Source organism: Asticcacaulis solisilvae (assembly GCF_052327315.1).
GTDB classification, from domain to species: domain Bacteria; phylum Pseudomonadota; class Alphaproteobacteria; order Caulobacterales; family Caulobacteraceae; genus Asticcacaulis; species Asticcacaulis solisilvae_B.
On record NZ_CP166197.1, the window covers coordinates 475,678 to 500,897 of the forward strand.

The window sequence follows — 25,220 nt, forward strand, 5'->3', positions numbered from 1 at the left end:
TAAGGGGCGACCCTCCACGATTCCGGATGACGAGGCAATCAGGAATGAAAGTTACTTTCCATCAGTCAGCGCGACCGTGTTGTTGAGCTGGGTGATTTCGGCGACGCCCTCGATCACCACACGCACGCGGCCGGTACCGACGTCGAAGCGCGCCGGCAGGCTAAGCTTCACCGTCGCTGTATGCGGTTTGAGGTCGACCGGCGCGGCCAACCTCGGCGTCGCCGCCTTGGCCACGACATTGCCCTTGCCATCTAGCAATTCGACGCGGGCCGCCGGTGCATCTTTGGCGCCGAGGCTGTGCACGGTCACCGCCACATTGCTGCGCGACAGCTTGATGTCGTCGCGGCCGATACCAAGGTCCGGACGGTCCTGAACCTTCGTACCGTTCGGTGTCTTGAGCGTGAATTCGAACAGGTTCGGGCCCGGCTGCATCGTGAGGGAGACGCCCACCGTCTTTTCGAAATTCATGGAAGAGACGGCCGGATCGCCGACGAAGGCGTCCTTGTCGTCGCCCTTGCCAGCCTTTATTTCCCATTGACCGGAATTGACATTCCAGCCGGTCATGGTCGCCTGGACGGGCTTGTCCGTGACGTTGAACGCTATGACCTTGAAATGGTCGCGCGACGGGTTCGGCACCAGGATGGCGACATTGACCGCGGCTTCCGGATCTGCGAACGCCCAGCTGACCGTGTTGCCCTGGAACATGTTGCCGCGGGTCAGCGCGATGCCGCCCAGGCGCGTGCGTTGCAGGTACTGGCTGTCGAGTTCGACTCGGTCGGTCCACCAGTGGCCTTCGGTCTGGCTGTACATGGTGGTCGCCGCGCGGCGCATGTCGGCGCCGTAGAGGGCATCCAGGTACGACTTGTCGCCGGTCATCTCCCAGGCGACGAAGCCTTCCAGTCCGCCACCCTTGCCCTTGCGCACCGCGGCCGCGCCCCAGGTATCCTGTTTGCCCAGTACATTGACCAGGTCCTCGTTGAGGCTGTTGATCGGGCGAATATTATCCTTCTCGGCCTTGACGCGTGCGCCGCCGACACTGACCGAATCCTGCGAAGACGCCTTCTGGACCGACGACAGGATAGGCCCCAGATACTTGTCGTTGCCCGTCCAACGCCACGACGCCCACATCAGCTGCATCGGCGACTGGCCCGCCGGCAGGTCGCCGCGCGTCGCATCCGTCCGCCAGTTGATTTCGTCGGGATAGGTCATGATGCCGGCGGCGTCGGGCTTGCCGTGGACGATGATGCCGTCGGCCAGGCCGGTGACGAACTTCTTGCCGGTCGGGTCGCCGTTGTATTCGCCCATCAGGATGCCGGGGTGCAGGACAAGGTACGAATAGTACTTGCCCCACTCGAACGGACCTTCGCGATAACTGTCGCTGCCGCTGTACCAGTTGGTGTTGAAGTGCAGGTGGCCCGCCGGATTGACCGAGATGATGCGGTCATAGGCGGCGACTGTCGTCATCAGGCGCTCCACCACCTTCGGGTCGCCATAGTTGAGATACATGGCTTCCGAATTGGTGTTGATACCGTCCTCATAGGCGTGCAGCTCATCAAGCATCAGTGTGGCCAGGCCGTTGGTGAACATACCGTTGCGATAGATGGCGTCGGCGACGCGCATCTGAGATACTCGCAATTTTTCCGAATCGACACCCATCAGCGCCAAGCCGGGCCACTGTTCCACCAAATCGGAATCGTCAGACAGGCCGCCGCCGAAGTCGCCGTAATCGGACTGACGATTGTCGATCCACCAGTTGATGAAGTGACGCACGCCCTTCAGATCTTCCAACTGGCGGAAGGCCCAGGTCGGCACACCCGCCGGGGTGGCGGGCAAGGTGTAGGCCATCTGGCCCTGGCTGCCGAAGGTGATGTCGGTCCAGTATTCCCGCGCCAGCATGTTATCAGGGTCGACGCGCAGCAGGTCGCCGGCATCGGTCACGACGCGCTCATAAAGTTTCTCGCGCTTCGACGCCGTATGCTCCTCGACCAGGTAGCCCCAGTTATCCTTCACCTCGGCGAAGCGGTCGGTGACGTGCTCCTTCAGCGCCTCCTGGCGGTCCTTGAAGACCAGCCGCAGCTTCATGCCGTCCAGCGCCTGGGCGTCAAAGTCCTGCCCGCCGCCGGCGAAGGTCAGGTAGAAGCTCTTGTTCGGCAGGATGCGGTCGCGCAGATCGAGCCAGACCGTCTTCGCCTCGCCCGGCTTCACCGCTACGGTGACGTCGAGCATGTCGCGTTCGGGCCAGATCGGATCCTTGACCTGGATGTTGAGCGGGAACAGGCCGTTCGCCGTCGGCTTGACGTTGAGCGCCGGGATGTCGATGGCGATGCCGTCGAGCCCGTCATGCATGTTTTCCCAGCCATAGCCCCACGAGCGGTAGAGCATCAGATTGGCGGGCGAGGCGCCGTATTCGTACGGGATCAGCACATGGACCAGCGGCAGTTTTGCCCCCGTATCCTTGGGCTTGGGACGCGACGGCGCCGCGTCGGGCAGGGCCACCACGGTCTGACGCGCGTCCGGCGTATAGCGGCCGGCGATAAAGGCGTTGAGGTCGGTAAGATCCGGTGAGTCCGCCGCGGCGTTGGCGCGCACCGTATAGACCTGGGTGACCGTGCCGGCCGGTACCGCGCCTGGATGGATGTCGTAGGCCGATATCTCCTGGATCGGCGTTTCCTGCGCGATATTGTTGAAGCGAAGGACGCCGCCGGTCTTTTCCGCCGGGAACTGCCAGAAGGTGCGCTCCTGATCCTTGGCCCGCTTCGCGATCTCGGCCGGCGTGGCCTTTTCGTCGGCCGCCCAGGTCAGGTTGCCATAGGCCGCGCCCTCGAGTTCCACATGGTTCCACGGCTCGTTCGGCAGGGTCAGGGTCAGGGTCTTGCCGCCGTCGACATAGACGTTCCAGTCGGGCAGCGGGAAATAGTCGTTGCGGCCCGGCAGGCGCGAGCGGTTGTAGACGCCCGGCCAGGTCGTTTCGGCGATCCCGTCGGTCGCCTTGTACATGAACTCCTTGATGTCCTTGGCGTCGGTGAACTCGACCTTGCGGATCGTGGTGACAGGCGCTGTCAGCTCGACCGGCACATCCCCCGGGCGGTTCCAACCATAGCGCAGGTTCCATTCGGCCATCTGCGCGGCATCGGCGAGATTGCCTGGGGCTTGCGCCGGGACATCGGGGACTTCGTTTTTCGCCAGGGCCGCGATCTGGGCGTCGTCGAGCATGTGGTCGTAGATGCGCAACTCATCATAGTCAGAACCGCGCATGAAATTGTAGCGGCTCATCACCTGGTGCGGGCTGACGGCGCGGGCGGCGGTGCCGAACTGGTCGAGACCGGTATCCAGGACGGCGACCTGGTCCTTGTGCGCCACCTCCTTGCCGTTGACATAGAGCTTGATGCCCTTGTTCTCGTCCCACGACACGGCGATGTGCTGCCAGGCGTCGGGCTTGGGCAGTTCGTCCAGCTTGAACGAGACGCGGACGCGGGCCAGGTTGTCGTCGGTGACGAAGGCGTCGTAGCCGTGCCCATTATAGTCGATGCGTAGCCACACCATGTCCCACGACGTGTGGTCGGCATAGCCGACGCGGAACAGCACGAAGGGCGCGCGGCCGACCGGGGTGCGCGAGCGCCAGAAGAAGGACAGGGTGCCGCGCTGGGCGTAGATATTGCCGGGCGCCTTCCAGCTGAGGACATTGTCGTCGGCCGTGGCGAAGGCGCCGCCGGCGAAACCGTTGCCGACCAGGTCGACCTTGGTGTTGAAGTTGGGAACAGCCTCGCCCTTGGCGTAGTCGGCGGTCAGGCTCTTGTTGGCGGAAAGATAGAACAATAGCCCGCTATTATCGGCAGCGTGCGTCACAGCGGGTGTGGCGGCGAGCGCGACGAGGCTGGCGCACAGGACCAGGGCGGCTTTGCGGCGGGAGGCGTAGGTCATGTTTTTCTTCCCTGTGCCGGCGAAAAACGCGCCGGACGATTATCTAATTCAGCGACAGATTTATGGCTGTTCCGGCTTAAATGCAACCGGTGTCATTTTCCGTCGCTTTTGAGGGAAAGGTAGGCGCGATTACCAAACAAAGTGCTAATCAGCCGCGGTCGAGCACCCAGGGATAAGCGTCCCAAAGGGCGCATTTGTGCAGGTCCGCCACGGCCTCCAGCGGCGCCACGCGGCTGCCGTCGGTGCGGAAGGCCATATATTCCCCACCATCCGGCGTCAGGCTTGGCCAGCCGGCCCGGCCGGTCTTGATGAACTCAGCCCAGGCCTCCAGCATGTCTTCGGACAGTTGGTGTTCTTGCGGCGTGAAGCGCGCCGCATCGCGGGCATAGCGCGCGCCCGGCCACAGGAAGGGCAGATCCGAACCATGGGCAGCCCCGAACTGGAAGTCGAGCTTGCCGTCGCCATAGGGCGGCGACGGGTCTTCGAACTGGTAGTACCAGACCGGCGCCGCGCGCGCCGCGTTGCGCGCCAGCTGCAGGTTCGAGCACCCGCCATAGCCGCGCATGCCGCTGTCGGTCAGGATGGCGCTGATCTTGTAGGCGATTTCGTGCGGATCGCCGGCGTGCTCATCGGCATAGGCAGCCGCCACCTTGTCGGCCTGGTCGGGCGGCATCAGGCGATGCAGCCAGTCGGTATAGTGGGCGGCGTCGTAGCCGAGATAGCTCTTGCCCCCGGCCCTGCCCTCGTCGTGGTTCGAGCCGATCAGCATCGGCACGGCCGGCCAGTCGCCTGACGCTATGAGATTATAGCCGAAGTCCGGCACCAGACCGGAGGGTGAGACCATCGGATTGGCTTCGCCTCCGGCCGCCACCAGCGCCTGCGGCGTCTTCTGGCGCAGGCAGGCCGCGTCGGTACAGCCGAGCTTTTTCGCCAGGGCCACGGCGCGGCGCCAGGCCGCTTTCTCCGTATCGACATCGTGCAGACAATCGTCGCTGGAGATGATGGCGGCGCGGTAAAGGCCCTGCGCCGGACGCGCCATCATGACCGGACAGACGATGGTGCCGCCGGCCGACTCACCGCCGATCGTCACCTGGTCGGGATCGCCGCCGAAGTGGCTGACATTGTGCCGCACCCACTTCAGCGCCGCGATGACGTCGAGCAGCGCATAATTGCCTCCGCCGCCGCCCGGCGAGACCAGCGGGCTGTCCATGAAGCCCAGCGCGCCCAGGCGATAGTTGATCGTGACGACGAGGATGCCCTGGCGCGCCAGGGCCGAGCCGTCGAGATCGTTGGCCGAGCCCGCAACGGCGCTGCCGCCGTGGACATAGACATAGACCGGATAGGTGCCCGGCTGCGACGGACGGTAGATATTGAGATAGAGGCAATCCTCGGCTTCGACGCCCTTGGCCAGACCATCGGGGCTCTGCGGGCATTTCGGTGGGGCCTTCGCGCCGTCGCGCACGCCGTCCCAGGCCGGTGCGGGTCCCGGCGGCGCCCAACGGCCGTCGCCCACGGGGGGAGCGGCATAGGGCAGGCCCAAGAAACGGTCGATGCCGTCGGCGCCGGCGCCCTGCACCTTGCCCTGATCCACGGTGACGATGGATTGCGCCGTCGCGGCGCCTGCGACGAACCACAGCAGGACGGCAAGCAGGAAACGCATGGCGGAAGCTCCATATCGCAACTTTGCGGGACGGACCCTAGACCTTCGCTGCGCTGCGGTAAAGCCCGTCCGCCGTCGATCACCAAATTGCGAATTGCTCGCAAGGGCCTTGCATTCGTTTATAACTAGATATATCTAATTATAGCGATATGAAAGATGACATCATGACAGATATTCCCCAGCCCACGCGCGTCCGCTTCGAGCCCAAGCGCCGCCGCCTGACGGTCGAAACCGTCACCGACCTGACGCCCACCCTGCGGCGCATGACGTTGCGCGGCGATATGTCCGGCTTCCAGTCCCTGGGTTTCGACGACCATATCAAGCTGTTCCTGCCCGATCCCGAGACGGGTGTGCTTACCCTTCCCGACCCGAACGGCCCGCACGGTCAAAAGAGCCTGATGCGCGACTACACGCCGCGTCGTTTTGACGTGACCGAAGGCAGCCTGACGCTGGACTTCGCCCTGCATGGCGCGGACGGCGACGCCGGTCCGGCCACGCACTGGGCGCTTCACGCCAGACCCGGCGACGAGCTGCATGTCGGTGGACCCCGCGGCTCGCAGGTTCTGTCGGACGCGTTCGACGCCTATATCCTGATCGGCGACGAAACCGCCCTGCCCGCCATAGGCCGGCGGCTGGAAGAGCTGCCCGCCGGCAAGCGCGTCGTCGTGCTGGCGGAAATCGCGACCGAGGCCGGCCGACTCGATTTCGAAACCAGGGCATCAGCGGAGATAAATTGGGTGGTCCGTGGCGCGGGCGTGCTGGCCGACGCCGTGGCAAGGCTCGATATTCCGGACAATGCCCATATCTGGGTGGCCGGCGAAGCGTCACAGGCACGGCAGGTTCGCGAAATCCTGATGGCGCGCGGCACCGATCCGCGCCGCATCAAGGCTTCGGGCTACTGGCGCCAGGGTGACGCCGGAACTCATGAGCCGATCGAGTAAAAAAAAGGCCGCGCTTGCGCGCGGCCAAGTTTACAGGGAGGAAACGCCCAGGAATGGGCTGCCAGCGGAACAAGTTCAACGCTGACCTTGTGAATATATGTTGCGGCGCACACAAACTCAACCCCGGAATCATACAAATTGTTTCACGTTGGGTTTCCCGATATGCGCCTTTCGTGATCGCGTACAGACTTGCCATCGCATTGGCCTTTGAATCCGCTCGGCAATTTCCTATATGACCGGCACCAGGAGGGTCCATCCATGTTCGATACGCTTCACGACCAGGTCCGCCAGTCCGGATTTGCCATCGTGCCGGCGGCTACGATGCGCGAACACCTGGGCGCCGTTTCCGTAAGGGACTTTTCAGCCTTCGCCGACAGCTGGAACGCGCTTGACCTCGACCAGTACATGGCCGACGGCGGACACTATCGCCGCCGCCGCCACGCCGTGTTCAACCTGAACAAAGGCGTACTGGAGCGCCTGCCGCACCAGCCGCATTACCAGAGCCGCGATTACAACAGCCTGAACGGCGGCATCGAGCGCTGGTTTACCAGTGTGAAGCCGGAAACCACGGCCAATCCGGTGTTCGGCGCCGTGGTTGCAGCCTGCCGTGCCGTCTTCGAACTCGATACCGCCGCCAACATCTTCGTCGAAATGCACCAATTCCGTATCGAAGCCACGCCCGGCGAGACGGGCCAGCCGACGCCCGAGGGCATGCACCGCGACGGCGTCGACCGGGTGCTGGTCATGCTGATCGACCGGGTGAATCTGGAACAGGGCGTGACCTCGATCGCCCGTCCGGATGGAACGCCGCTCGGCGCGTTTACACTGGCTACGCCGATGGACGCGGTCTTTATCGACGATCACCGCGTCGTGCACGGCGTCACGGCAGTCACTCAGGCCGATTCCGACCGCCCCGGCTATCGCGACGTGCTTGTGCTAACCTTCAAAATTCAGGCGTCGTCCGACTGAAGCCGGCGGCGTTGCGAACGGCGCGTGTCTTCCAGCGCGAAACGGACCAGAGATTCCATCGCCCAGCGCGCCGCGCGGGGGTTCCTGGCCGCGATCGCTTCATAGACGCGGGCATGGTCGGGCCAGCTGTCGCGCGCATCCTTGGGGTCGGTCGACTTCAGCCGCGTCGACCAGGCGATCGCCGCCGCGATCGAGCTGTTGAGCGAAGCCAGGACCTCGTTGCGCGTGGCGAGCAACAGCGTCTTGTGGAAGTCGAGGTCGGCCAGGCGGCCCGTCTCGGTCGCCAGAGTCTCGCGCCCCATGACATCGAGGGCCGTCTTCATGCGCTGAACCTGCTCTTCGGTCCTGCGCTCGGCAGCCAGTTCGGCGGCGGCGGGCTCGTTGATCAGGCGCAGTTCGAACAGGCCGTCGATGAATTCGGGCGACGGCGTCGTTTCGAACATCCAGCCCATGACTTCCGGGTCGAGCAGGTTCCAGCGCGTGCGGTCGCAGATCTGCGTGCCGCGCTTGGGGCGGCTTTCGACAAAGCCTTTGGCCGCCAGGATCTTGAGGGCCTCACGGTACGGCGTGCGCGAGATGTTGAGCGCTTCGCTGGAATCGAGCTGGTGCGGCAGGATATCGCCCGGTTGATAGACGCCGTTGAGGATATCGACCGCCAGCTTGCGCGCCAGCTGGCCATGCAGGCGGCCCTGCGACGCGACTTCCTCGAAGGTATAGTCGCCGTCCATGCTGCGCGAAGTGTCGGTGTCGTCCATCGGCCCTGCCCGTTCGTGACAGCCCTGTTATGGTTGACCCGCCGCACCGACGCAAGCGGCGTACATAAAATGAGTGACAGGCGGGCGCCGGGTACTTTAGGAAAACAGGGCTGTCGGGGCCTTGAGCGTGTTGTCTGCATCCAACCATCTGTCCGTACTGGATATATCGATCACCGCGCTCTACGCCGTGGCGATCTTCGCCCTGGCGCAATTCGTGTCCCGCCGGAAAAAGAACGAGGCGGAAAGCCCTTCCGGCTATTTCTTCGCCGAGCAGCAACTGCCGTGGTGGGCCATCGGCGCGTCGCTGATCGCCGCCAATATCTCCGCCGAACAGATCATCGGCATGTCCGGCTCAGGTTTCCGCATCGGCCTGGCCGTCGCCTCCTACGAATGGATGTCGGCCCTGACCCTGATACTGGTCGGCAAGTACGTCCTGCCGGTCTTCTTCAGGAACGGCGTGCTGACCATGCCGGGCTTCCTGGCGCAGCGCTTCGGCCCCAGCGTCAAGACGCTGATGGCCGTCTTCTGGCTCATGCAATACGTGCTGATCAACCTGACGGGCATATTATGGCTGGGCGGCACGGCGGTCACCACGGTCACGGGGCTCGATCCGGTCGCAGCCCTTGTCCTGCTGGGCGGTTTTGCGCTCGCCTACCAGATCTCGGGCGGCCTGAAAGCCGTAGCGCTGACCGACGCCGTGCAGGTGTCGCTCCTGACGCTCGGCGGCCTGATCATCGCGGCCATCACCCTGTCGCGAATCGGCGGGCAGGCCTCGGCCGGCGGCATGGCCCAGGGCTTTCATATCCTCATGGCGCGTTTCCCCGACCACTTCCATATGATCCTGCCGAAATCGAGCCCGTACTATAAGGACCTGCCGGGCATAGCCGTGCTGGTCGGCGGCATGTGGATCATGAACGCCTCCTACTGGGGTTTCAACCAGTACATTATCCAGCGCGCCCTGGCCGCCAAGTCGCTGCCGGAAGCCCAGACCGGCGTGGCGTTCGCCGCCTGGCTGAAGCTGCTCGTGCCGGTCATCGTCGTCCTGCCGGGCATGGCCGCCCTGATCCTGGCGCCCGGCATCGAAACCTCGGACCATGCCTATCCGACCATGATGACGCTGCTGCCGCACGGCTGTCTCGGCCTTGTCTTCGCGGCGCTGGTGGCGGCGATCGTCGCGTCGTCGGCGTCGAAGATCAATTCGGTGGCGACCATCTTCACCATGGACCTGGTCAAGCCGGCGCACCCGGCCATGTCCGACCGGACGCTGGTCCGGATCGGCCGTCTGGCGTCCGTGGCCGCCGTGGCTATCGCCGCCCTTGTCGCCAGGCCGCTGCTCGGCCATTTCGACCAGGTCTTCCAGTTCGGCCAGAGCCTGACGGGCTTCTTCGCACCCGGCATCGTCGTGATCTTCACGCTCGGCATGCTGTGGAAACGCTGCACGACGGCGGGCGCCTTTACCGCCGTGGCGGTCGGTTTCCTGGCCTCATGCCTCTTCTACTACGCCGCCTGGCTGCACGGCCTTTCCGGACTGGCGGGCTGGCAAGCCTGGCTTGTGGTCCATGTGCCGGAGATGCCCTTCCTCAATCGCGTCGGCTGGGTGTTCTGGATCGCGCTGGCGTCATGCGTGGCGGTTTCCCTCGTCACGCGCGATACAGGGGCTGCACGGACCGCCGACCTGAAGACAATCGACTTCGGCACCCGCCCCGCCTTCAACGCCATGGCGCTCGGCGTCATTGTCGTCCTGGCCGCCCTCTATATCACATTCTGGTAGCGTGGAATAATTCATACCAATTATCGGGATGGTCGTCGAAAATTTCAGACGACTGCCACCTCCGGCAATTGACACCCGGTAAATAGTGCGATTTTTTACGCGCATTAAGACACCGAACAGGGACTATGCCGATGACCACCCGCCGAACCTTTCTTGCCGGATCCGCGGCCGTCGCCGCTGCCGGTGTTGCTGCCCGCACCGTTCCCGCCCTGGCCGCCGAGCCGCGTTTCGGCATCTCAGGCAATGATTTCACGCTGGATGGCAAGCCGTTCCAGATCCTGGCCGGCGAGATGCATTACCCCCGTATCCCGCGCGCCTCGTGGCGCGACCGGATGAAAAAGCTGAAGTCGCTCGGCCTCAACACCCTGACCACCTACGTCTTCTGGAACGCGCATGAATCGAAAAAGGGCCAGTACGATTTTTCCGGAAATCTCGACGTCGCCGCCTATATCCGGATGGCGCAGGAAGAAGGCCTGCTGGTCAACCTGCGCCCGGGTCCCTATGTCTGCGCCGAATGGGACGGCGGCGGGCTGCCGGCGTGGCTGTTCCCGACGCCCGACATTACGGCGCGTTCGACCGATCCACGCTATATGGAGCCGGTCAAAGGCTGGATCAAACGCCTTGGCCAGGAGCTGACGCCGCTGCTGATCGACAATGGCGGGCCGATCGTCCTGACGCAGATCGAGAACGAATATGGCGCCTATGGCTCCGACCAGGCCTATCTGGCCGCCCAGCGGCAGGCGCTTAGGGACGCAGGCTTTTCGGGCATGCTCTACACGGCCGATCCGGCGGAATTCTTCTCCAAGGGCTCCGTGCCGGGCGTGGTCGGCGGCATCAATTTCGGCACGAAATACGTCGCCGAAAACGAATTCGCCACCCGAAACAAGGTCCGCGCCGAGGGCCCCTATTTCTGCTCGGAACTGTGGGGCGGCTGGTTCGACAGCTACGGCAAGATGCACGAAACCATGCCGGCCGAGCCCCTGCTCAACAGCCTCAAATGGATGCTGGAGCACAAGGTGTCGATCAGCTTCTACATGCTGCACGGCGGCACGTCGTGGGGCTTTACGCCGGGCGCCAACTGGAACAAGGACGGCTATCAGCCCGACATCGCCAGCTACGACTACGACGCCCTGCTCGACGAAGCCGGGCGGCCGACGCCGAAATTCCAGGCGGTGCTGGCATTGTTCAAGAACCTGCTCCCGGCCGACGCCTTCAAGCCAATGCCCGAGCCGGAAGCCTCGATCAACGTCAAGCGTTTCAAGCTGACCGAAACGGCCTCGCTCGACCAGTTACTGGGCAAGGCCGTCACCTCGCCCGCGCCGCAGAGCCTGGAAGCGCTCGGCCAGATGCACGGCCTTATGCTCTATCGCCACAAGGGCAAGACGGCGCTCAAGGGCGGCCTCGCCTTCGGCGACGTGCGCGACTATGCGCTGATCCGCTCAAACGGCGCGCTTTACGCCACGCTCGACCGCCGTTTCGAGGAAAAGTCGGCCGTGATCGACCTGCCCGCCGGCGCCACGCTGGACGTGCTGGTCGACACCATGGGGCACTGCAATTACGGCAAGAACATCGGCAAGGACCAGAAGGGCCTGATCGGCCAGGCGTCGCTTGGCGGCAAGCCGCTTGAGGGCTGGGCGCATTACGGCTTGCCGCTCGACGACATTGCGAGCCTGAAGTTCGGCAGCGCGCCGGCCAATGGCCCGGCCTTCTATCGCGGCCATTTCGATGTGCAGACACCCGGCTATACCTTCCTCGACATGCGCGGCTGGGGAAAAGGCTATGTCTGGATCAACGGCACGAACATCGGCCGCTACTGGTCGACCGGGCCGCAACAGGCCATGTTCGTGCCGGGCGCGTGGCTGAAACCGGGCCGGAACGAAGTCGTCGTGCTGGACCTGCACGAAGGCGGCGACCGCAGCCTTTCGGGCAGTCCGAAGCAGATCTGGGACCTGCCGGGCTCGGTCTAAGCCACCCAATCTTTCTGAAGGCGGCGGGACGCAATCAGCAGCAGGACCGCCGCCACGACGTAAAAGCCGAGGCCCGCCAGAAAGGCGTACTTGATCGAGTCCGCCCCATGTTCGGGCTTCAACAGGTCCGAGACCTTGCCGAAGAAGTACGGCCCGAGGCCTAAACCGATCAGGCTGTTGACCAGCAGGACCAGGGCCGACATCTGGCTGCGCGATTGCGCGGGGCCGAGATGCTGGACCGCGGTCACGAGAGGGCCCAGCCACATCAGGCTCAGGGCTTGCGGCACCAGGAACAGCCAGAAGGCCACCGCCGGCGACGGCGCCAGCATGCCCAAGGCATAGAGCGGCGCCGAGATCAGGAAGGCTATGGCGGGGATGACCGCATAAGCGGCTTTGCGCGCCTGGCCTATCCGGTCGGCCAGGATACCGCCGCTCAGGATTCCGATGACACCGCCGATCAGCGTCACCATAGCGATGAACTGCCCGGCGTGCGGCAGGGTGAAATGAAAGCTGCGCACCAGGAAGGACGGGAACCAGAACAGGATGCCATAGCCGACCAGCGACGAGCAGCCGGCGGCCAGGGACAACAGCCAGAAGGACGGTTTGGCGAATGCCATCTTCGCCACGCTGGCAATACCGGGTGTGGCCGCTGGGGCTGCGTCGCGGCCGGGCTCGCGCACCAGAAACAGGAACGGCACGGCGACCACAAGGCCTGCCAGGCCGACCACGACGAAGGCGCGCCGCCAGTCGGAGGCCAGCAATCCCCCGACAAAGGTCCCCGTGGCCACGCCGATCGGAATGCCCAGCGAATAGACGGCCAGCGCCCGGGCGCGCGACCGGGGCGGAAACCAGCTTGAAATCAGGCTGTAGCCCGGCGCCACGCCGCCCGCCTCGCCGATGCCGACGCCCATGCGCGCAACGAACAGCTGGGCGAAACTCTGCGTGAACCCGCAGGCCGCGGTAAAACCCGACCACAGGATCAGCGCCGCCGCTATGATACGCTTGCGCGACGTCCGGTCGGCCGCCCACGCTGCCGGAACGCCCAGGATCGAATACACGGCGCCGAAGGCCAGCCCGCCCATCCAGCCCATCTGTGCATCGCTGAGGTGGAATTCCGCCTTGATCGGCACGGCCAGAATGCTGATGATCTGGCGGTCGAGAAAGTTCAGCACATAAACGGCGACCAGCATGGCGAGGACGAGGTAGCGCCTGCCATTGTCGGATGTGGACGAAGATTCGGTCATGATTGCAGCCTTACGCCCGTCACGCACAAATGCAAACCGCAGGCGCAGATCGTGATCGGCAACCCCTTGGCTATTCGGGGGAAAGCTATAAAAGTCGCGATAGAGACCGGAGACATGCCATGGCCGACAATCCCCATTCCGATATGAAGGCGATGCCGGCAAAAGACGAAAAAGCCCGCGATACAAAAGGATTGCGCGGTTACGGCCATTCCGCCGGCGGCTGGGATGCGCTGGGCGCGGTGGCGCGCGCTGTGCGCAGCCAGATGGACGCGGTCACCGGCACCCAGACCCTGCTGCGGGAAAACAAGCCCGACGGCTTCGACTGCCCGGGTTGCGCCTGGCCCGATCCCAAGCACACTTCGGCCTTCGAATTCTGCGAGAACGGCGCCAAGGCCGTGACCTGGGAGGCGACGAAGAAACGCGCCACGCCCGAGGTTTTTGCGCAGCATACCGTCACGGAACTCCTGACCTGGCACGACCACGATATCGAGAATCTTGGACGGCTGACCCACCCCATGGCCTATGACGCGGCGACAGACACCTATGTCGCCATTTCTTGGGACGACGCGTTCGCGCGCATCGCCAGGGTCCTGAACGCCCTGCCCGACCCCGACATGGTCGAATTCTATGCGTCCGGCCGCGCGTCGAACGAAGCCGCCTTCCTCTACCAGCTGTTCGCCCGCGCCTTTGGGACCAACAACTTCCCCGATTGCTCGAACATGTGCCACGAGGCGACCAGCGTCGGCCTGGCGGAAGCGCTAGGGCTCGGCAAGGCGTCGGTGTCGCTCGACGATTTCGACCTGACCGACGCCATCCTGTCGATCGGGCACAATCCCGGCACCAACCATCCGCGCATGATGGCGACTTTACGCAATGCGTCGAAGCGCGGCGCGCCGATCGTCGTCTTCAACCCGATGAAGGAACGCGCGCTCGAACGCTTCACCTCGCCGCAGGACCCGGTCGAGATGGTGACGCTATCATCGACGCCGATCGCCAGCACCTATCTGCAACTGAAAGTCGGCGGCGATATCGCCGTGCTGAAGGGCGTGATGAAGGCCCTGCTCGAAAAGGACGCGGCGGACCTTTCCGCTGGCGGCCCGGGCCTGCTCGACCGCGACTTTATCGCGCAGCATACGACGGGCTTCGAAGCCCTGGCGGCCGACCTGGGCCGGACGGAATGGGCCGATGTCGAGGCCGTCGGCGGGCTTTCCCGAGCCGACCTCGAACACGCCGCCGGCATCTATGCCAAGGCCTCGTCGGTCATCTGCTGCTATGGCATGGGTGTGACGCAACACAGCCACGGTACGGCCTCGGTCCAGCAGATCAGCAACCTGCTTCTGCTGCGCGGAAATATCGGCAAGCCGGGCGCCGGCATCTGTCCCTTGCGCGGCCATTCCAACGTCCAGGGCGATCGCACGGTGGGCATCGACGAAAAGACGCCCGCCCACCTGCGCACCAATATCAAGAAGGTCTTCGGCTTCGACGTGCCGGAAGGCATCGGCCACAATGCCGTCGAAGCCATGGCCGCCATGGCGGACGGCCGATCGAAGGTGCTGATCGCGCTGGGCGGCAACCTGGCGATCGCCATGCCCGACATGACGACCTGCTTCAAAGCCATGCGCACCCTGGACCTGGCGGTCAACATCGCCACCAAGCCCAACCGCTCGCATCTGCTGATCGGCAAGGAAACGCTGCTGCTGCCATGCCTTGGCCGCACCGAGCGCGACATCCAGTCCGGCGGCGAACAGGCGGTGACGGTCGAGGACACGGTTTCCATGGTGCACGCCTCGCGCGGTAAGCTGGCCCCGCCCTCCGATCAGGTCCGGTCGGAACCGTGGATCGTCGCGCACATGGCCAGGGCGGTCCTTGGCGACAAGCACGGCATCGGCTGGGAGGCCTTTGCCGGCGATTACGACCGTATTCGGGACGCCATCGAACAGGTTATTCCAGGCTTCGACGACTACAACGAACGCATCAAGACGCCGGGCGGCTTCCGCCTGCCGGTAGCCACCGCCGAACGCAGGTGGAAGACGAAGTCCGGCAAGGCCGATTTCAAGGTCTTCGAAGGCCTGGCCGCAGTGGATGTCGCGGCCGACGCCCTGACCCTGACCACCATCCGCAGCCACGACCAGTTCAACACCACCATCTACGGCCACGACGACCGGTATCGCGGCGTCTTCGGCCGGCGCGACGTCGTCTTCATGAACGCGGCCGACATGGCGGCGCGCGGGCTCGAGACCGGCGACCATGTCGATGTCGAATCCCTGTCCTCTGGCGAAGTCCTGCGCCGTTTCGCGGTCTTCGCCCACGATATCGCAACCGGCTGCGCCGCCGCCTATTACCCCGAGGCCAATGTGCTGATCCCGCTGGCCGCCCATGACAGGAAGAGCGGCACGCCGTCCTACAAGTCGCTGCCCGTGCGCATCCGGAAGTCGGCCGCCCATGCCTGACACCGCCATTCCCGTCGGCAACCGCGTCTGGCGCGGCGAAGCCCTCGACAGCATGCGCGACGTGCCCGAAGAGACCCCCGTCGCCCTCGTCTTCGACGGCTCATCCGAGGCGGTCATGATGGCGACGCCGGCCGACCTCGAAGACTTCGTCACCGGCTTTGCCGTGACCGAAGGCATTGTCGCCCGGGCTGCTGATATCCGGCGCATCGAGATCGTGGCGCAGCCGAACGGCATCGAGGCGCGCGCCTGGCTGGTGCCGGGCCTTGGACCCGAGCGCCTGGCGCGCCGGCGCACCCGGACGGGGCCTACGGGCTGCGGGCTTTGCGGCGTGGAAAGCCTCGAAGACGCGGTGCGCAGCGTGCCGCGGATCAGCGCCGGCCTGACACTGTCGCCTACCGACATCCTGACCGCCGTCAACCGGCTTGAGGCGGCGCAGCCCCTTTCGGCGCGCACCCGTGCAGTTCATGCCGCCGGCTTCTGGACACCCGGCGACGGCCTCGTCGCCGCGCGCGAAGATGTCGGGCGGCACAACGCCCTCGACAAGCTGGCCGGAGCGCTGGCGCGCCAGGGCGACATCCGGCCGGGCGCCGTCGTCCTGACCAGCCGCGTTTCGGTCGAAATGGTCGAAAAGACGGCCTTCCTCGGCGCGCCGGTGCTGATCGCCGTCTCGGCGCCGACCGCCTTGGCGCTGCGCACGGCCGACGCCGCCGGACTGACGGTCGTGGCCATTGCCCGCGCCAACGGTTTCGAGGTCTTTACCCACCCCGAACGCATCATCTTTTAGTTGCGAAAACGAGCACGAGCAGGCATCACAGGCGCATGCACAAACACGTCTTTCTTGCCGCCCTGCTGCTGGCCCCGCCCCTGTCTGCGCGGGCGGGCGACACCGTCGCCCTGACCTTCGACGACCTGCCCGGCCTGACCTTGCACAATTCACAGCCCTATGTGAACGACGCCAATGCCCGGCTGCTCGACGGCCTGAAGCGGCATGGCTTTCCGGCCATCGGCTTCGTCAACGAGGGCAAGATCGCCGACATGGACCGGACGCAGCAGACCGCCCTCCTGGAGGACTGGGTCGCGGCCGGCTTCGACCTCGGCAACCATACCTATTCGCACGAGAGCCCGAACAAGCTGTCGGCGCGTGCCTATACGGCCGACATCCTGAAGGGGGAGCGGGTCATCCGCCCGCTCCTGGAAAGCCACGGCAAGACCCTGACCTGGTTCCGCTATCCCTATCTCGAAACCGGCCCGACCAAAAAGAAGAAGACCGATATCGAAGCCTGGCTGAAGGATCACAACTACCGCATCGCACCGGTGACCATGGAAAATTCCGACTGGATGTTTTCCGAACCCTATGACGACGCCGTGACGCGCAAGAATGCCAGGCGGGTGGCGAAGATCCGTGCCGAATACCTGGCCTACACCGACCGGACCCTTACCCTGTATCAGAAGGCCGGGCGCGCCCTGTTCGGACGGGACATGGCCTATGTCATGCTGCTGCACGACACGCGCCTCAACGCCGACTGCATCGACGACCTGGCCGACATCCTGAAGCGTCACGACCTGGGCGTCGTGACGCTGGAGCAGGCCATGGCCGATCCCGCCTACCAGACACCGGATACCTATGTCGGCAAGGACGGGCTGGAATGGCTGGAACGCTGGTCGCGCGGCCTCAACAAGGACCTGCCCTGGGACGATTTCAAGGATCCGCCGAAGGACATCCAGACGGCCTACACGCGTCTCGATACCGACCGGTAACCTTTATGACGGCCTGATCACAAGGTATCGGCCGCATCATTGAATCCGTTATGGCGCAAGGCCTATCGCTTGGGGCATCAGTGAGGATGCCCGATGGACAGTTCCAAGCCCCCCGCTTCGATTTCGTGCGTCGTTTGCGCCTATAACGAAGCCGACAGCCTGAGCGACATCCTGCGGGCCGTCGGCGGCCATCCTCTGTTCCGCGAAGTCATCGTCGTCGATGACGGCTCGACCGACGGCACGGCGGCCGTAGCCCGGAGCTTCCCGGATGTACGGGTCATTTCCTACGCCAGGAACCGCGGCAAGACCCACGCCCTGAGCCTCGGCATCGAAGCCGCGTCGGGCGACCACATCATGCTGATCGACGCCGATTTGAAGGGGCTGAAGGCGTCGAACATTTTCGCCCTGGCCGAGCCCGTGCTCGACGGCCTCTCAGGCGTCAGTATCAGCCTGCGCGCCAACAGCCTGGCGCTCTACCGCGCGCTCGGGCTCGATTTCGTGTCGGGTGAGCGCGTGCTGCCGGCAGCCCTGGTCAAACCGCATGTCGCCCATATGCGGCGCCTGCCGCGATGGGGCGCCGAGGCCTTCATGAACGGGCTGATCACCGGCGCCGGTCTGCCGATCGCGGTCGTCGAGTGGCCGGACGTTTTCAATATCCGAAAGGCCCAGAAGATCGGCGCCTGGCGCGGGACGCTGGCCGAGTTGTCGATGACGGCCGATGTCTTCCGGGTGCTGACGCCCGTCACGGTCGTGCAGCAGACCCTGGCCATGCTGAACCTCGTGTCATGGCGCACCGCGCCGCGCCGGCGTTCGCGCCCGGCGCCTGTCGCGCTTACCCAACTGCGCAGTCTGCTTTTTGGTGAAAGCTAGACGGCGGCCGACAGACCAAGCGTCAGCAGCAGGCCGACGATACCGACCAGGGTCTCCATCAGCGACCACGAGCGGAAGGTGTCCTTCAGCGACAGGCCGAAATACTGCTTGAACATCCAGAAGCCGGAATCGTTGACGTGGCTGCACATCAGGCTGCCGGCGCCGACGGCCAGGACCATCAGGTTCGGATTGACGTGCCCCGCCGCGACCAGCGGCGCCACCAGCCCGGCCGCGGTCAGGCCGGCCACGGTCGCGGAACCCAGGCAGATGCGGACCACCATGGCCACGCCCCAGCCCAGGACCAGCGGCGGAAGCGGAACCTCAGCCAGAAGCTGCCCGAGATGGCCGCTGACGCCACTGTCGACGAAGATCTGCTTCAGCGCCCCGGCGCCGGCGATGATCAGCAGGATCGGCGCGATATCGCGCAGCGCCTGTTCGGACGGCGCCATGACCTGCGGCAGGGATTTTCCGCGCAGCAGGCCCAGCACAAGAATGGCCAGGACATAGGATACCAGCATGACGACCATCGGGCTGCCGGTAAAGGCGACGATGGGCGCTGCCGCACCGAGCGGCAAATACGATGCGCCCGTGGCCGCGGCCAAAAGGATGACCGGCAAAAGCGCCGCCAGGAAGCTTATGCCGGTACCCGGCAGGGCGCTTTCCGGCAAGGGCTCGACCTCGAACAGGCGCGGCGGGTCGGCCTTGATGCCTTTCAGCGTCATGGCGAACAGCGGTCCTGCGACGATCAGGGTCGGAATGCCGACGATCAGGCCGTAGATCAGGGTCAGGCCGAGATCGGCATGGAATTGCTGCACGAGCGCGGTGGGCGACGGGTGCGGCGGCAGGAAGCCGTGGGCGATCGACAGCCCGGCCAGCAGCGGGATGCCCAGGGCCACGGCGGGCCGGCCCGACTGGTAGACCAGCGAGAAGATCAGCGGCACCATCAGCACGAAGCCGACATTGTAAAATAACGGAATGCCGACGATGAAGCCGGTCAACGTCATGGCCAGGGCCATGCGCTTCGAGCCGAAGAGCCTGACCAGGCTCAACGCAATGCGCTGGGCGGCGCCGCTGTCGGAAATCAGCTTGCCATAGACAGCGCCCAGGCAGACGATAACGGCCAGCGATCCGGCCGTATCGCCGATGCCGTGCTCCAGCGACTTGGCCACCGCCGCGAACGGCATGCCCGACATCAGCGCCGCCAGGAGCGCGGCCACGATAAAGGCGATGAAGGGTTGGACGCGCGCCCAGGCGACCAACACGGTCAGCAGCGCCACGGCTGCGGCGACCGGCAAAAGCGGCAGGAGTTGCGCCGTCATCAGGCGCTGGCCTTGCGCAGAGCCGACAGGCAATCCAGAATCTGGTCGGTCAGGGCATCCGGATTCAATATCCCCTTCAGGCGAATGGCGCCTTCGTCGGCGTCGGGCCGTTCCAGGATCGCCCACTGGCTGTCGAGCAGGCTGGGCGGCATATAGTGGCCGGGCCGGTTTTCCATGCGGTGCGCCAGGGTCGGGAAGTCGACCTCCGGGTGGACGAAGGTCACGGCGACACCGGCCAGGGCACGGATATGATCACGATAGGCACGCTTCAGCGCCGAGCACGACACGACACAGCCCGTGGCGCTCAGGGCCTGGATGGTGTCCGCGACGCGGTCGAGCCACGGCCAGCGGTCTTCGTCGGTCAGCGGGATGCCGGCCGACATCTTGGCGACATTGTCTTCGGGATGCAGGTCGTCGCCTTCGACGAAGACATAACCCAGCGCCGCCGCGATGCGGCCGCCCAGCGTCGTCTTGCCGCTGCCGCTGACGCCCATGACGACGATGGCCCGCACGGCGGGCATGGGGTCCGGGGCAATATCGTCGGGCAGCGGCGAAAAAGTCATTACGGCATCCGAAAGAAAGAACACGTTCCCGGACCAGGGAATGCAGGTTGTCCAGAGAGAAACCGGCGTCCGGGAACGTGCTGCACTATGGCGATGAACGGGAATGACAGTTCACGCCGGTGCGAGTTGGAGAAACCGGCATGACAGGGAAGGCATGCCGGGAAGCCTGGAACACTGTCTTTCGCCGCAGCGATGACAGCGCTAACATCACAAGATCGCACTATGTGGGACGCTTTCGCCGCGTCATTTCCGGTCATGACGTGAGAATCGCGCCGCCAAACACAGCGACATTGTCAAAATTGTACGAATTTGCCGCCTGTCAGCGGACTGTCCTGTTCATTGTCCTGCCCGTTAACGCTTATGACAGCGCTAACATCAACAAACTGCACCTGAAGCGCCGGCTTGTCAAACGGAATCTCGTTACAATTCCAGCGGCCACACTTCGACAACACCATGGCAGACGGCGCATGGGGCCCTGGCCGCGATCGCAATGGCTTCGTCCAGGTCGGCAGCCTCGATCACGGCGAAACCCGCGACCGGCAAGGCCGATGTCATGAACGGACCGCCCGCCGTCGTGACGCCCTTCGCTTCGGTATTGCGGACCTGGACGGGCGTCCTGGCCATGGCGATCATCGCCCCGCGCCTTTGCAGGTCCGCGTCGGCGGCGTGGGCCGCGTCGCGCAGGCTGGCAGGCGTTTTTTCGTACCCGGCCTCGTCACCGTATCCGATGGTCAGGAATTTTGGCATCGCAAATCCCGATATGCAGCGTTGAAACGCCTCACCGGTACGTCACGGGACGTAAAAAAACAACGCGGCTGAGGGCGTCAGGTGCTCTGGCGCGGTTTCAGCGCAAAGCCGAGGTCGACATGCGGCCGCGCCACGGTGCGGCCGTCCATAAGGGTCAGCAGCATGTCCGCCGCCCTGACGCCGATCTCGAACCGCGGCGTCGCGACCGAACTCAGGGCCGGCACCGTGCAGGCCGACGACGGCAGGTCGTTGAAACCGCCGATCGCCAGCTGTTCGGGCACAGCGACGCCCTTGCGCTGGCATTCGAACAGCCCGCCCTGCGCCAGGTCGTCATTGCAGAAGAAGATGGCGTCGATATCGGGCGCCTGTTGCAGGATGCGTTCGAGAAGAATGCCCCCCAGCGCCACCGACGAAGGATCCGGCACCATCAGCTCGCGCCTGGGCTCATAGAGGCCGGCGCGGATCAGGGTGTCGCGATAGCCGCGGTTGCGGGCGAGCGTACGCGAGTCGAGCTGCGAGCCGACGAAGGCGATGCGGGTGCGCCCCTGGGCCAACAGGTGTTCGGTCATGGCCTCGGCCGCCGCTTCCTGCGAAAAACCGACGCTGTAGACGCCGTCGCGGTCGGACAGCTCCATCATATGGACCACGGGCACGCGCACACGCTCGATCAGGCGCCGCGTCGACTCGCGGTAGTTCATACCGGTCAAAAGGATGCCGTCGGGATCGAAGGCCAGGTAGGCGCGCACCAGCGCCTCTTCCTCCTCCGACGAGTAGTTGGTCACACCCAGCAGCATCTGGTAGCCCTTGGGCCGCAAGGCTTTTTCGACGCCGTCCAGCGTCTCGACAAAGACCATGTTGCGCAGCGAAGGCACCAGCACGACGATGTTCATCGACCGTGCGGAGGCGAGCGAACTGGCTGCGCGATTGCTGACATAGCCCATCTCGTCGGCGACGCGCTGGATGCGCTCGCGCACCTCGTCGGCCACCTTGTCGGGCCGGCGGAAGGCGCGAGACACGGTGATGCTCGACACACCGACGCGGCGGGCCACGTCGTCGAGCGTCACCCGTCCGGTACTGGAGGCGCGCGCTTTCGCTTTGATCGGCTGTTCGTTCACGACTCGAAGGATTCCGGTAATTCGCTTACGAAAGCGCTAACACCCGGCTTATGCCTTGTCACCTGTGCTCACCTACCGGGGACTCCTCACCGCTTCACGGCATAAAGGCTATGATGCGTCAGGATGTAGAGCGTCCGGCCGTCCTTGCCGCCGAAGATCAGCTGCAACGGCCGGTCCGGGACGTCGATGCGCGCCGTCTCGGTGCCGTCCGGAGCATAGACGAAGACCTGGCCATTGGCGACATAGACATTGCCGGCGGCGTCGGTCGTCACGCTTTCGCCGCCGCGGTTGGCGAACGGGTTGATATCCTTGACCGCCCCGCCCTCGCCCACGGTTCCGGCATAGGTCGTATCCTCGGCGCCGCTGACGATATAGACGCGATCGCCAGGCTTCCTGGCCTGGAAGCCATAGGTGTCGAGCGTATCCGAGAAACGCCAGCCGAGGTGTGTGGTGGGCCCCTGCTGCCAGACACGGAAGGCCGGCAGGACCAGGCTGCCGTCGGGCGATACGTATTCGCGCGCCTTGGCCGCGCCCATGTCGCGCATGAACATTTCCGACAGGGTGGTGAATTCGTAGGTGTCGGGATTGAGCTGGTCGCGGAACTCGCCATTGTTCCAGATATTGACCGGCAGCAGGGTCTTCGCGCCCGCATGGGCCGTGGCGGCCTGGGGCTTCAGGACCTGCAGCGCCGCACCCGCCGATCCCGGCTTGAGGCTATAGACGGAGGCTTCGGGGCCGAAGGACGACAGGACCAGCAGGTTGCCGGAACCATCGACCGCCAGATTGATCGGATCGACCGGCGCGTCCGACACGGTCGTCAGCCCCTCGCCCTCGGCATAGGCCTGGATGCGCTGGAAGCGGCGGTCGATGAAGTAGAGCTTGCCCGCAGCGTCGACCGCCGCGCCGGCGATCGAATAGAAGCCGGTGGCGACCTTTTCCACGCCGGGGCTGGCCGCCGGCACCGGGGCGATGGCGCCCGCCGGCACGTCGAGCACGGCGAATTCGCGCTCGCGCACCTGGACCTTGCGATTGTCGTCGACGATGGCGTTTTCGAACGGATACTTGCTGGCGCGCAGATAGGTGCCGCAACCGTTGTCATCGCAGGTCGCGAAACCGCTTTCGGCGTTGATATGGACGTTGCGGAAACGGATGTCGCCGGAATTGGTCAGCCTGACCGCGCTGATGGCCGGCTTGATGTTCCGCGTAACGCGATAGCCGTGGTAGTTGGCGAACAGGATGTTCGACGAATTGCGGACGTCCAGCGACACGGTGTCCTGGCTTTCACGCACCTCTTCCTCGGTCTGCGGCGCCAGGAATTCCCAGTTCTTCACGCCGTCGAGCACAATCTCGTTGCGGATATGGTGCTCGGCCGACAGCTCGTAGACATGGCCCGGCGTCGCCGTGTCCGAGACATAGAAGCCGGCCTGCGCGAAGGTATTCGGCGTCCACACATTGGCGAAGGTTCCGCCGCCGCCGTCGCGGACCCAGATGCTGGGCCGCTGGCGGTCCCAGAACAGCGCCGGATCGCCATCTGCGGTCCTGGCGTAGGGATCGCTGCGCCCGCCGCCGGTGGCCAGGTTGGTGCCGTGACCGCCATGGATGCGCACGTCATAGACCAGCGATTGCTCACCGGCCTTCCAGATCAGCGCCGTGGCGCGCGGATTGATCATGCCGGCGAACAGGCCGATGCCGCTGATCGTCGCGTTACCGCCCGACGCGCTTTCGACGATTGCCTTGGCGTCGCCGACGCCCGCGAAGGCCGGCGTATTGTCGGGCAGTTCAAGCTGCGTCAGGCTGGGATGAAGCGCGATCAGCACGCTGTCGGGACGAAGCTTGATCGTGTCGGTGACGCGGTAAAGGCCGATCGGGAAATAGACGACTTTATGCGTGTCGATCGCCTTCTGGACGGCTGCCGTATCGTCAGTCGTGCCGTCGCCCTTGGCGCCGAGATCGTGGATATTGGCCCAGTCGGCGACCGGCGGCAGGGATTTCAGCACCGCCGTTTGCGCCGGCAGGGCGGAAACCGCAGCGGCGTCGAACGTCGTATCGAAATGCCCCATGGCCGTGGGCGAATCTAACTTCAGGCCATAGGTGAAGGCCTTGACGCGATAGGTCTTGGCCGGCGCCTTGACCGTCTTGCCGCTGTCGCGGAACAGGGCGAAGACCGGCGTGTCGCGCGCCGTGGCGTTGTCGAAACCGACCTGGGTGAAGGCGTTGTTCTCATTGCTGACGATGACGGCGGCCTTCGACACGCTCTCGAAACGCACATCCCAGCCCCACAGCGAGTCGCCATAGCCGCGGTCGATCTCGATGCCGACCGGCACCTTCTTGATGGAGACATTGGCGAGTGTCAGACCGGCTTCGTGCTCGCGAATGGCTGCGTCGCGCTGGCCCTCGAAGGTCGAGTCGAGCAGGGTGAATTGCCAGGCGGGCGAGGTCTTTTCGGTGACGATGCCGTAGCGGCCGCCATAGAAATGCAGGTCGTCGCATTCATTGCCGGCCTGGTAGACACCGGCAAAGCCCGAACCGAGATGGAAGTCGATATGGCTGAGATAGGTATGCTGCGCCGTGCGGAAGCGCACGCCGGCCGCCGCCGGATTGCCATCACCGATCTCGAAATCGACGTTCGACAGGGCCGAATAGAAGGTCGCCGAATTGGCGTCGCGGTTCTTCTCGCTGAAGGGGACCGCGCTGGGCACAGGCACGGGGACTTTCCCGACTTCGTACTGATCCCCGCCGGTGAAGACGACCATGGTGCCGACGCCCTTCTGGAAGCCTGGCGTATTGGCCGCCAGCACCAGGACCGGCCGGGTCGGGCCGGTGCCGTAGACGCGCACGGCCAGGCGGATCAGCAGGCTTTTTGTGATGCGATAACGGCCCGACGGCAGGAAGACGACCCCGCCGGCGCCCTTGTTGGCGGCCTGGTCGATCGCGGCCTGGATTGCTGCGGTGTCATCGGCCCTGCCGTCGCCGGCCGCCTTGACCGTCACGGCCAGCGGATCGTTGGGCGCCGTGAGGTAAGCCGATTGCGACGCCGCATGGGCGGGTATCGCGACGGCCGCCGCCAGCAGGCCAAGGCAAATTCCGGACGCAGTACGCTTGAGGATCGCTTTGAACATGGTCGGTCTCCCTGTCGGCTATGGCTGCCGCTGTTGTATGTTATGACAGCG

General features: G+C 64.7%; 17 protein-coding genes. 8 read left to right on the forward strand and 9 right to left on the reverse strand.

Going from position 1 to position 25,220, the window contains the following annotated elements; translation table 11 throughout:
- Positions 1–51: 51 nt before the first annotated feature.
- Together AB8717_RS20970 and AB8717_RS20975 are read right to left on the reverse strand one after the other, a co-directional pair.
- On the reverse strand, positions 52–3,921 hold the full coding sequence (locus AB8717_RS20970; protein ID WP_443750984.1) for a LamG-like jellyroll fold domain-containing protein: 3,870 nt from the start codon (positions 3,919–3,921) through the stop codon (positions 52–54).
- Positions 3,922–4,069: 148 nt separating this feature from the next.
- Positions 4,070–5,581, reverse strand: coding sequence for a carboxylesterase/lipase family protein (locus AB8717_RS20975; RefSeq protein ID WP_443750985.1), 1,512 nt, complete (start codon positions 5,579–5,581; stop codon positions 4,070–4,072).
- Positions 5,582–5,745: 164 nt separating this feature from the next.
- Between AB8717_RS20975 and AB8717_RS20980 the strand changes: the two genes are divergently transcribed.
- Positions 5,746–6,522 carry a siderophore-interacting protein gene (locus AB8717_RS20980; RefSeq protein WP_443750986.1) on the forward strand — a complete coding sequence of 259 codons (777 nt, stop codon included), beginning with the start codon at positions 5,746–5,748 and terminating at the stop codon, positions 6,520–6,522.
- Positions 6,523–6,780: 258 nt separating this feature from the next.
- Positions 6,781–7,491 carry a 2OG-Fe dioxygenase family protein gene (locus tag AB8717_RS20985; protein ID WP_443750987.1) on the forward strand — a complete coding sequence of 237 codons (711 nt, stop codon included), beginning with the start codon at positions 6,781–6,783 and terminating at the stop codon, positions 7,489–7,491.
- On the opposite strand, the gene AB8717_RS20990 is transcribed toward AB8717_RS20985, so the two are convergent.
- Positions 7,473–8,246, reverse strand: coding sequence for a FadR/GntR family transcriptional regulator (locus AB8717_RS20990; RefSeq protein WP_443750988.1), 774 nt, complete (start codon positions 8,244–8,246; stop codon positions 7,473–7,475). The two genes, AB8717_RS20985 and AB8717_RS20990, sit on opposite strands and share 19 nt — an antisense overlap.
- Positions 8,247–8,373: 127 nt before the next feature.
- Here AB8717_RS20990 and AB8717_RS20995 point away from each other — a divergent pair, with 127 nt between their 5' ends.
- Positions 8,374–10,017: a sodium:solute symporter family transporter gene (locus AB8717_RS20995; protein WP_443750989.1), complete on the forward strand. Its 1,644-nt coding sequence runs from the start codon at positions 8,374–8,376 to the stop codon at positions 10,015–10,017.
- A 131-nt stretch (positions 10,018–10,148) separates the two neighbouring features.
- Positions 10,149–11,984, forward strand: coding sequence for a glycoside hydrolase family 35 protein (locus tag AB8717_RS21000; protein WP_443750990.1), 1,836 nt, complete (start codon positions 10,149–10,151; stop codon positions 11,982–11,984).
- Here the strand turns inward: AB8717_RS21000 and AB8717_RS21005 are convergent.
- Entirely contained in the window at positions 11,981–13,228 is a 1,248-nt protein-coding gene (locus AB8717_RS21005) for a spinster family MFS transporter (RefSeq protein WP_443750991.1), read from the reverse strand. The two genes, AB8717_RS21000 and AB8717_RS21005, sit on opposite strands and share 4 nt — an antisense overlap.
- Before the next feature lie 152 nt (positions 13,229–13,380).
- On the opposite strand from AB8717_RS21005, the gene AB8717_RS21010 reads away from it, so the two are divergent.
- The 4 genes from AB8717_RS21010 (at position 13,381) to AB8717_RS21025 (ending at position 18,306) form a co-directional block, all read left to right on the forward strand.
- Complete coding sequence (locus AB8717_RS21010) at positions 13,381–15,678, forward strand: FdhF/YdeP family oxidoreductase (protein WP_443751423.1); 2,298 nt, start codon at positions 13,381–13,383, stop codon at positions 15,676–15,678.
- Positions 15,671–16,462: a formate dehydrogenase accessory sulfurtransferase FdhD gene (fdhD, locus tag AB8717_RS21015; RefSeq protein ID WP_443750992.1), complete on the forward strand. Its 792-nt coding sequence runs from the start codon at positions 15,671–15,673 to the stop codon at positions 16,460–16,462. Before AB8717_RS21010 ends, fdhD begins: the two co-directional genes overlap by 8 nt.
- A gap of 35 nt (positions 16,463–16,497) precedes the next feature.
- Positions 16,498–17,436 carry a polysaccharide deacetylase family protein gene (locus tag AB8717_RS21020; RefSeq protein ID WP_443750993.1) on the forward strand — a complete coding sequence of 313 codons (939 nt, stop codon included), beginning with the start codon at positions 16,498–16,500 and terminating at the stop codon, positions 17,434–17,436.
- 93 nt (positions 17,437–17,529) lie between these two features.
- The gene (locus AB8717_RS21025; protein WP_443750994.1) at positions 17,530–18,306 is read left to right on the forward strand and encodes a glycosyltransferase family 2 protein; all 777 of its coding nucleotides are present in this window, start codon (positions 17,530–17,532) and stop codon (positions 18,304–18,306) included.
- On the opposite strand, the gene AB8717_RS21030 is transcribed toward AB8717_RS21025, so the two are convergent.
- The 5 genes from AB8717_RS21030 to AB8717_RS21050 all read right to left on the reverse strand — a co-directional run bounded on the left by AB8717_RS21030 (position 18,303) and on the right by AB8717_RS21050 (position 25,169).
- Positions 18,303–19,625: a gluconate:H+ symporter gene (locus AB8717_RS21030; RefSeq protein ID WP_443751424.1), complete on the reverse strand. Its 1,323-nt coding sequence runs from the start codon at positions 19,623–19,625 to the stop codon at positions 18,303–18,305. The genes AB8717_RS21025 and AB8717_RS21030 overlap by 4 nt on opposite strands.
- Complete coding sequence (locus AB8717_RS21035) at positions 19,625–20,188, reverse strand: gluconokinase (RefSeq protein WP_443750995.1); 564 nt, start codon at positions 20,186–20,188, stop codon at positions 19,625–19,627. Before AB8717_RS21035 ends, AB8717_RS21030 begins: the two co-directional genes overlap by 1 nt.
- A 420-nt stretch (positions 20,189–20,608) precedes the next feature.
- Positions 20,609–20,935 carry a YciI family protein gene (locus tag AB8717_RS21040; RefSeq protein ID WP_443750996.1) on the reverse strand — a complete coding sequence of 109 codons (327 nt, stop codon included), beginning with the start codon at positions 20,933–20,935 and terminating at the stop codon, positions 20,609–20,611.
- Between the two features lie 77 nt (positions 20,936–21,012).
- Positions 21,013–22,050, reverse strand: coding sequence for a substrate-binding domain-containing protein (locus tag AB8717_RS21045; RefSeq protein WP_443750997.1), 1,038 nt, complete (start codon positions 22,048–22,050; stop codon positions 21,013–21,015).
- An 86-nt stretch (positions 22,051–22,136) separates the two neighbouring features.
- On the reverse strand, positions 22,137–25,169 hold the full coding sequence (locus AB8717_RS21050; RefSeq protein ID WP_443750998.1) for a glycosyl hydrolase family 28-related protein: 3,033 nt from the start codon (positions 25,167–25,169) through the stop codon (positions 22,137–22,139).
- Positions 25,170–25,220 lie beyond the last annotated feature (51 nt).